Source organism: Mesorhizobium sp. M7A.F.Ca.US.006.04.2.1 (assembly GCF_004022915.1).
GTDB classification, from domain to species: domain Bacteria; phylum Pseudomonadota; class Alphaproteobacteria; order Rhizobiales; family Rhizobiaceae; genus Mesorhizobium; species Mesorhizobium ciceri.
Genome location: NZ_RZQA01000161.1, coordinates 1 through 9,292, shown reverse-complemented (window position 1 = coordinate 9,292; position 9,292 = coordinate 1). Strand labels below are relative to the sequence as shown.

Genomic DNA, 9,292 nt, shown 5'->3' with positions numbered 1-9,292 from the left:
GAAGCGAGCCTGGAGCCCAGTCGTGCCGACCCCTTCTGGCCAACCTCCAGCTTGAGCGCCCCCCTCTGGCCTGCCGGCCATCTCCCCCTCAAGGGGGGAGATTGGCAGCTTCGCCGACCGCTTTCGCTTTGCGACGTTGTGAATTGGCGAAGACGGCCATGACAGCCGATCTCCCCCCTTGAGGGGGAGATGGCCGGCAGGCCAGAGGGGGGCGCCTTGGCTCGGCGCTGGCCATTGGAACGGCTCAAGCGCCTCATATCCCTCCCCATCAACCCCGGCATAAGCCCCGATGTCGAAATCCCGCGCACCATCATTCTCGAACCCCGACAGCGCGGCATGCTCGGCAAACACCTCCGCCGGCGACGCGTAGGAAAACGCCTCACCAAACCCCATCCGTTTGCCCACCTCGGCAATAATCCGCCAGTCAGGCAGCGCATCTCCGGGCACGCGCAAAAACGCGCGCTGGCGCGACACACGGCGTTCGGAATTGGTGACGGTGCCATCCTTCTCGCCCCAGGCGGCGGCGGGCAGCCGGACATGGGCGTGGCGGACGGTATCGGTCCGGGCCAGCACGTCCGACACCACCACGAACGGGCACGCCTTGATCGCCGCTTCGACGGCATCGGCGTCCGGCATCGAATCGACCGGGTTGGTGGCCATGATCCACAGCGCTTTGATGTGCCCGTCGGCAACCGCCTTGAACATCTCGACTGCCTTCAGGCCGGGCTTTCCGGCAACGGCCGGCGCGTTCCAGAAGCGCTGCACGCGGTCGCGATGATCGGGGTTTTCGATCTCCATATGGGCGGCCAGCATGTTGGCCATGCCGCCGACCTCGCGCCCGCCCATGGCGTTGGGCTGGCCGGTCACCGAAAACGGCCCTGCCCCTGGCTTGCCGATGCGGCCGGTGGCCAAATGGCAGTTGATGATGGCATTGACCTTGTCGGTGCCCGAAGACGACTGGTTCACCCCTTGGCTGTAGACGGTCACGGTCTTGGAGGTCGCCGCGAACAGGCTGTAGAACCGGTCAAGCTCGTCCTCGCTCAGGCCCGTGGCAGCAGCGACGCCAGCCAGGTCCAGCGCGGAGGCGGCGAAAAGCGCTTGCCCGAAGCCCGTCGTGTGCGTCGTGATATAGGTGCGGTCGAGCGCATTGTGCTGGCCGAGATAGGCGAGCAGGCCAGTGAACAAAGCGATGTCGCCATCCGGCGCGATCGCCAGATGCATATCGGCAATGTCAGCGGTCATGGTGCGACGCGGGTCGACCAGCACGATCTTCATCTCCGGCCGCTTTTCCCGGGCAGCCGCGATGCGCTGGTAGAGCACCGGATGGCACCAGGCGAGATTGGAGCCGACCAGCACGATCAGGTCGGCAAGCTCCAGATCATCATAGGTTCCGGGCACGGTGTCGGAGCCGAAAGCGCGGCGGTGGCCGGCGACCGAAGAGGCCATGCACAGGCGCGAATTGGTGTCGATGTTGGCGGAGCCGACAAAGCCCTTCATCAGCTTGTTGGCGACGTAGTAGTCCTCGGTCAGCAACTGGCCGGAGACATAGAAGGCGACCGCATCGGGCCCGTGCTCGGCAATGGTTTGCGAGAAGGTCGAGGCGACGAGGTCGAGCGCCTCGTCCCAGCCGGCGCGGCGGCCGTGGATCTCCGGATGAAGCAGCCTGCCGTCGAGATCGATGGTCTCGGCCAGTGCCGAGCCCTTGGAGCAGAGCCGGCCGAAATTGGCCGGGTGGTCGGGGTCGCCGCGCACGGACACTTGCCCGTCCGCGGCGACCTTCGCCAGCACGCCGCAGCCCACCCCGCAATAGGGGCAGGTGGTCCTCACCTCGCGCGCTTCATCGATCTCCATGGGGTCAAGCCGCGCGGCTGGCCAGCGCTTCCAGCGCAATGAACAGATGCTCGCCTTCGATCCGCACCGGAATGGTGCGCACCGCGCCCTCGTCGGCGCCGAGCGCCTTGCCCGTTTCCAGCGAAATCACCCAATTGTGCAAGGGACAGGTCACCGCCGTGCCGTGCACGATGCCCTGGCTGAGCGGTCCGCCTCTGTGCGGGCAATGATCGTCGATAGCGTAGACCTGATCGTCCTGGGTGCGGAAGACCGCGATTTTTCCTTCCGGCGTGGCGACGCAGCGCGCGCCGCGGCGAGGGATGTCGGAGAGAGAGCCTATCGATATCCAGTTCATGACGCTCACTCCGCCGCCTGCGCAAAACCGACCGAAGCCATTGGCCGGAATTCGTGCTTGTCCTTGCCGGAAACGCGTTCCGACCACGGGTCGACCTGGGCGAATTTCTGGCTGAAGACGAAGCGCTCGTAATAGGCCTTGCGCTTGTCGCCATCGTCCATGATCTGGCGCTTGATCTCGGGGATGCCGATGCGCTTGGCCCATTTGTAGATGCGCTCGAGGTAGCGGCCCTGCTCGCGGTACATCTGCGTCAGCGCCACGATATGCTCCAGCGCCTCGTCCTCAGTCTTCACAAGCCCGAGTACTTCGGTGCCCTTGATGTCGAGGCCGGCCGCACCGGCAAAATGGATCTCGTAACCGGAGTCGACGCAGATGACGCCGACATCCTTGCAGGTCGCCTCGGCGCAGTTGCGCGGACAGCCCGACACCGCCATCTTGACCTTGGCCGGCGTCCACGAGCCCCACATGAATTTTTCGATGCGGATGCCGAGGCCCGTCGAATCCTGCGTGCCGAAGCGGCACCAGTCCGAGCCGACGCAGGTCTTCACCGTGCGCAACCCCTTGGCATAGGCGTGGCCGGAGACGAAGCCGGCCTGGCCGAGATCGGCCCACACCGCCGGCAGGTCTTCCTTGCGGATGCCGAGCATGTCGATGCGCTGGCCGCCGGTGACCTTGACCATCGGGATTTCAAACTTGTCGACAACGTCGGCGATGGCGCGCAGTTCAGCGGCATTGGTCACCCCGCCCCACATGCGCGGCACCACCGAATAGGTGCCATCCTTCTGGATGTTGGCGTGGACGCGCTCGTTGATGAAGCGCGACTGGTAGTCGTCGGCGTAGTCGTCCGGCCAGTCGCAGACGAGATAGTAATTGAGCGCCGGCCGGCATTTGGCGCAGCCGCAGGAGGTCGTCCATTCCAGTTCCTGCATGACGGCGGGAATGGTCTTCAGGCGCTTGGCGATGATCAGCCGGCGGACCTCGTCATGGCCGAGCGTCGTGCAGCCGCACATCGGCTGCACCGCCGCTGGATTGTATTTGTCGCCGATGGTCAGCACCATCAGCTTCTCGACCAGCCCGGTACAGGAGCCGCAGGAGGCCGAGGCCTTGGTATGGGCGCGCACGTCGTCGAGCGAGGTCAGGCCCTTGGCCGTGATCGCGCCGGTGATCTTTCCCTTGCAAACGCCGTTGCAGCCGCAGATCTCCGCATCATCCGGCAAGGCTGCAACGGCCGCCATAGGGTCCAGCGGGGCACCCCCCTGGTAGGACTGGCCGAAGATAAGCGTATCGCGCATCTCCGATATGTCGGTCTGCTTCTTCTTCAGGTCGTTGAACCAGGCGCCGTCGGCCGTCTCGCCATAGAGCACGGTGCCGATGATGCGGTCGTCCTTCAGCACCAGCCGCTTGTAGACGCCGGCCGAAGCATCGCGCAGCACGATCTCCTGGCGGTCGTCACCATCGGCGAAGTCTCCGAGCGAGAACAGTTCGATTCCGGTGACCTTGAGCTTGGTCGGCGTGTCCATATGGACGAAGGCCGCCGCTTCGTCGCCGGCAAGCTGGCTGGCTGCAACGCGCGCCATCTCGTAGAGCGGCGCGACGAGGCCATAGACCTGGCCGTTGACCTCGGCACATTCGCCGAGCGCGTAGATGTCGGGATCGTTGCTGCGCATGCCGGCATCGACGACGATGCCCCTGTTAACGGCGATGCCGGCCTGTTTGGCCAGCGCCGAATTCGGCCGGATGCCGACGGCCATCACCACAAGCGTTGCTGGGATAATGGTGCCGTCAGCAAGTTCCACCTGCCCGACCTTGCCGTTGCCTGTGATCGCCTGGGTGTTGGCCTTGGTGATGACCTTGATGCCGCGCTGCTCCACCGCGCGCTGCAAGAGATAGCCGGCGGCCGGATCGAGCTGGCGCTCCATCAAAGTCGGCATGACATGCAGCACGGTGACGTCCATGCCTTGCGCGTTGAGGCCCGCCGCCGCCTCCAGACCCAGCAGGCCGCCGCCGATGACCACCGCCTTGGCCCGCGACTGGGCAGCGAGCATCATCGCCTGCACGTCGTCGAGATCGCGATAGGTCAGCACGCCCGGCAGGTCATGGCCCGGCACCGGAATGATGAACGGTACCGAGCCGGTGGCGATGACGAGCTTGTCGTAGGGCTCGGTGACGCCGTGATCCGAGGTGACGGTCTTCGCCGTCCGGTCGATGGCAACGATCTTATGGCCCTTGTAGAGGGTGATGTTGTTGGCGATGTACCAGCCGTCGCCATGGATGATGATCTCCTCATAGGCCTTCTCGCCCGACAGCACCGGCGACAGCATGATGCGGTCGTAATTGACGCGCGGCTCGGCGTTGAAGATGGTGACGGTGTAGCGGCCCGGAGCCTGTTCCAGCAGGTGCTCCAGCATGCGCCCGGGGGCCATGCCATTGCCGATGATGACAAGTCTTTCGCTCATGGTGCTACTCCGCGGCTTCGACGAAGCGGTGGCGTTCGTAGAGGAACTTCAGAACCGCCTCGCGGCAGCGCAGGAAGGTCCGGTCGGAAGAGAGTTCGACGCGCCGGCGCGGCCGCGCCAGCGGCACGGCAAGCACTTCGCCGATGGTCGCCGCCGGACCGTTGGTCATCATGACGATGCGGTCGGAGAGCAGCACCGCCTCGTCGACGTCATGGGTGATCATGATCGTCGTCGAGCCGAGCCTGGAATGGATGTCCATCACCGCGTCCTGCAGATGGGCCCGCGTCAGCGCATCGAGCGCGCCGAACGGCTCGTCGAGCAGCAGGATCTTCGGCTCCATCGCCAGCGCCCGGGCGATACCGACGCGCTGCTTCATGCCCCCGGAGATTTCCGCCGGGCGTTTGTCCTTGGCATGCGCCATCTGCACGAGGTCGAGATTGCGCATGATCCAGTCATGCCGCTCGACTTTGCTCTTCGAACGTCCGAAGACCTTCGACACCGCCAGGTTGATGTTTTCGTAGACGGTCAGCCACGGCAGCAGCGAGTGGTTCTGGAACACCACGGCGCGTTCCGGTCCAGGGCTGTCGACCTCCTTGTCCTCGAGCAGCACGGCGCCGGCCGACACCTTGGTCAGCCCGGCGATCAGATTGAGCAGGGTCGACTTGCCGCAGCCGGAATGGCCGATGATGGAGACGAATTCGCCCTTGTCGATGGTCAGCCTGATGTCCTTCAACACCTCGCTGACCTGGGCACCACGCGTGAAGGATTTGTCGATATGGTCGAGCTTCAGATAGGCCGTCATCGCCCCTCTCCTCACTTTGCTGTTGTGCCGCGGGTGACGAAGGCGCCGACCGCCGCGACCAGCCGGTCGAGGCAGAAGCCGGTGACGCCGATATAGGCGAGCGCGACGATGATGTCGGGCAGCCGCGACGAGTTCCACGCATCCCAGATGAAGAAGCCGATGCCGACGCCGCCAGTCAGCATTTCAGCGGCGACGATGGCGAGCCAGGATAGGCCGATGCCGATCCTCAAGCCGGTGAAGATGTAAGGCGCGGCGGCCGGCACCATGATCTTGACGAAGAATTCGAACTGGTTGAGCCGCAGGATGCGCGAGACGTTGCGGTAGTCCTCGGGAATGTTGCGCACGCCGACCGCGGTGTTGATGATGATTGGCCAGATCGAGGTGATGAAGATGACGAAGATCGCCGACGGGCTGGAATCACGGAACGCCGCCAGCGACAGCGGCAGCCAAGCCAGCGGCGGCACCGTGCGCAGGATCTGGAACACCGGGTCGAGGCCGCGCATCGCCCAGATCGACTGGCCGACCAGCGCACCGAGCGCGACGCCGACGACCGCCGCCAGGCCGAAGCCGACGGCGACGCGCTGCAGCGAGATCAGCACGCGCCAGGCCAGACCTATATCCTGCGGGCCATTGTCGAAGAACGGATGCGCTATCAGGTCGTAAGCCTCGTTCCACACCTGGGTCGGCGGCGGCAGGCTCGATGTCGGCGACGAACAGGCGATCTGCCAGACGACCAGCATCAGCGCGATGACGATGATGGGCGGCACCAGCGCACTCGCCAGTTTGCCGGCGATGGCGAGCGGCTCGAAGCGGCGCCGTGCCTTGGCAGTGAAGGCGATGACCTCCGCCGGCTTGGCGGGAAAGGCCTTCACCTTGGTGTCCTCGATAGTCTGGATCGACATGTCTGGGGAAAACTCCTTGGGGGCAGGTAGTGATCGCAAGCGGCGCATGCGCGCCGCTTGCGATCAGGCTACGCCGATGCCTTGATCTTCAGGCTGTCGAGATAGGCGGACGGGTTGGCCGGATCGAAAATCTTGCCGTCGAAGAAGGTCTCGACGCCGCGCGACGACGACGCCGGAACGTCGGCTGCCGCGACGCCGAGATCCTTGGCCGCCTCGCGCCACAGATCCTCGCGGTTGACCTGGTCGACCAGCGCCTTGATGTCGGTGGTCGGCGCGAACTTGCCCCAGCGGATGTTCTCGGCAAGGAACCACGCATCATGGCTCTTGAACGGATAAGAGACGCCGCCCTTCCAGAACTTCATGGAGAGATCGGTGCCGTTGGCGACGCGGCCATTGCCATAGTTGATGTCGCCCTTGAGGCGGCCGATGATGTCGGCGACGGGCACGTTCATCCATTGCCGCTTGCCGATGATGGCGGCCATCTCGTCCTTGTTCTCGGTGGCCTCGCACCATTGCTGGGCTTCCATGACGGCCATCAAGATCGCCTTGGTGGCGTTCGGATATTTCTCGATGAATTCGGCGCGCAGGCCGAGCGCCTTTTCGGGATGGCCCTTCCACAATTCGCCTGTCGTGGCGGCGGTGAAGCCGACGCCCTGGTGGACGAGTTGCTCGTTCCACGGCTCGCCGACGCAGAACACGTCCATATTGCCGACCTTCATGTTGGCCACCATCTGCGGCGGCGGTACGACGATGGTCGAGACGTCCTTGTCGGGATCGATGCCGCCGGCGGCCAGCCAATAGCGCAGCCAGAGATCATGGGTTCCGCCCGGGAAGGTCATGGCGGCTTTGATTTCCTTGCCGGTCGCCTTCTTGGCGGCGAAGGCGTCTTTCAGCTTCGAGGCGTCGAGGCCGACACCGGTGCCGGCATATTCCTGGGCGACCGAAATGCCCTGGCAGTCGTAGTTGAGCCGCGCCACGATCGCCATCGGCATCGGCTGGTTGTTCTGCGTCACCTTGCCGGTGTGCATGAGGTAAGGCAGCGGCGTCAGGATATGGGCGCCGTCGATGCCGTTGGCCGCGCCGCCGAGCATCAGATTGTCGCGTGTCGCACCCCAGGAGGCCTGCTTGAGCACCTCGACGTCAGGCATGCCGAACTTGGCGAACAGCCCCTTCTCCTTGGCGATCATCAGCGGGGCCGCATCGGTGAGCGCAATGAAGCCCAGCTTGGCGCCGGTGACCTCCGGAGTGGCGGTCGCGGCATAGGCGCCGGAAGGGAAGAGCTTGCGGGCCGCCACGAACAGGCCGGCCGTCATCGCGCTGCTGACCAGAAAATCGCGGCGCGTCATGTCTTTGAGGGTCGTTCCAGTCCTGATCCGTTTCGTCATCGTCGTCTCCGGTTGGGCGCGGCTTGAGATCCGCGTCGTCGATTGCGTGTTGATCAAAACAAAAAAGCCGCCAGCCAGGTCTTCGCGTCCGGGTGACCGGGAGCGCGCATGAACCTGAGCGGCAGCTTTGCCTGTGGCGCCCGCCATTGGACGCCTGTTCCGTGACCCGCAAAGGGCCTGTCTATTTCAAAGCAGGAACCGTGCCAGTTTTGAGAGAGGTGAAAAAGGCCAATGAAATCAGCAGCCTGCGCTGATCGCCGGCGCACTGAACCCTATGGCCGGAAGGCCAAAGATTGTTCATTAGGGCAATCGCGCGCACAATTTTTGTGCAATGCACAAGGATGGCGCGGAAATGATCAGGCCTAAATCTCGGCAAATTTCTGGCCGGTAATGTACGCATCGATCTCGTCAGGATCGAAGATCTGACCGTCGAAGAAACCGTCCGGACCGAGCACAAGGCCGGCGCCTGTCGCGCCGACCGCGGTGGCAATTTGGAGCGCACCCTCGACTTTCGAATTGGCGCCGGGAAGCGCGACGCCGAGCGGCTTCAGCGCCGAACGGTAGAGGTCGGGACGGTAGCAATCGCGGGCGATGGCGAGATTTTCAGGCGTGTGCGCCACGTGCCCCCAGCGCACCATCTGCGTGTAGAACCACAGCGCATGGCTCTTCCACGGAAAGTTCGCCGCCTTATCGAAGGGGAGGAAGAAGTCGTCGATGGTCCGCTCCGCACCGCCGCCCAGTTGGAGATGGCCGGTCAGGATCGGCATCTGCACGGTCGGCGGCAGGCCGAGGAAGCCGGCCTGCACCATTACCCCGGCCAGTTCGCCATGGTTGGCCGGATCCTGGCACCAGCGCGCCGAGTGATGCAGCGCGCGCAGCAGCGCCGCCAAGGCCTCGGGGTTTTCGTCTGCCCAAGCCTTGCGCACGCCGATCACCTTCTCCGGGCTGTTGCGCCATATCCGCGCCTTGACGGTGACGATGTGGCCGGTGCCGGCGGCCACCGCAGCGCTGTTCCAGGGTTCGCCGACGCAGTAGCCGTCGATGCGGCCGGCGGCCAGCGCATCGGCCATGAAGGGCGGCGGCACGATGACGATCTCAATCTCTTGGCGCGGATCGATGCCGCAGGCGGCGAGCCAGTAGCGCAATTCGTAATTGTGCCCGGAATGCGGATGCACCACGGCAAAGCGCAGCGGATCGCCACCGGCCGCAGCGCGCTCGCGAATGAGCGCGCCAAGTGCGGCACCGGCGCGCGCCGGGTCTAGGTCGGCCTCGGCGCCGTGTGCCGCCATACCGGCCCAAACGGCATTGGAGATGGTGACGCAATTGCCGCCGAGGCCGAGCGAGAACGGCACGATGGTTTCCGAGGCCAGCGGCGTCAGCCCGAGATTGCAGGCGAGCGGCATTGGTCCCAGCATATGCGCGAGATGGAAGTGGCCGATGGCGATGCGGTCGCGGATGTTGGCCCAGGATGTCTCGCGGTGCAGCTTCAGATCGATGCCTTCTTGCGCGGCGAAGCCAAGTTCGCCCGCCGCGACCAGCACGGCGCTGTCGAAAAGCGGCAT

The 9,292-nt window shown here is 64.7% G+C and carries 7 protein-coding genes; all 7 read right to left on the bottom strand.

What is annotated here, in order from left to right; genetic code table 11:
* A partial coding sequence (locus EN925_RS11355) for a molybdopterin-dependent oxidoreductase (protein WP_245487217.1) occupies positions 1 to 1,851 on the bottom strand: 1,851 nt, incomplete at its 3' end.
* 4 nt (positions 1,852 to 1,855) lie between these two features.
* Positions 1,856 to 2,185 (bottom strand): nitrite reductase small subunit NirD, encoded by a 330-nt coding sequence (gene nirD / locus EN925_RS11350; protein ID WP_024503964.1) that lies wholly within the window; start codon positions 2,183 to 2,185, stop codon positions 1,856 to 1,858.
* 5 nt (positions 2,186 to 2,190) lie between these two features.
* A complete protein-coding gene (nirB, locus tag EN925_RS11345; protein WP_127384585.1) occupies positions 2,191 to 4,641 on the bottom strand; it encodes a nitrite reductase large subunit NirB in 2,451 nt (816 codons plus the stop codon).
* Between the two features lie 4 nt (positions 4,642 to 4,645).
* A complete protein-coding gene (locus EN925_RS11340; protein ID WP_013530459.1) occupies positions 4,646 to 5,443 on the bottom strand; it encodes an ABC transporter ATP-binding protein in 798 nt (265 codons plus the stop codon).
* Between the two features lie 11 nt (positions 5,444 to 5,454).
* Positions 5,455 to 6,345, bottom strand: a complete 891-nt coding sequence (gene ntrB, locus EN925_RS11335; RefSeq protein WP_013530458.1) for a nitrate ABC transporter permease — start codon at positions 6,343 to 6,345, stop codon at positions 5,455 to 5,457.
* 68 nt (positions 6,346 to 6,413) lie between these two features.
* Entirely contained in the window at positions 6,414 to 7,730 is a 1,317-nt protein-coding gene (locus tag EN925_RS11330; RefSeq protein WP_127384586.1) for a CmpA/NrtA family ABC transporter substrate-binding protein, read from the bottom strand.
* A 362-nt stretch (positions 7,731 to 8,092) separates the two neighbouring features.
* On the bottom strand, positions 8,093 to 9,292 hold a 1,200-nt coding region (locus tag EN925_RS11325), incomplete at its 5' end, for a CmpA/NrtA family ABC transporter substrate-binding protein (protein ID WP_128336541.1).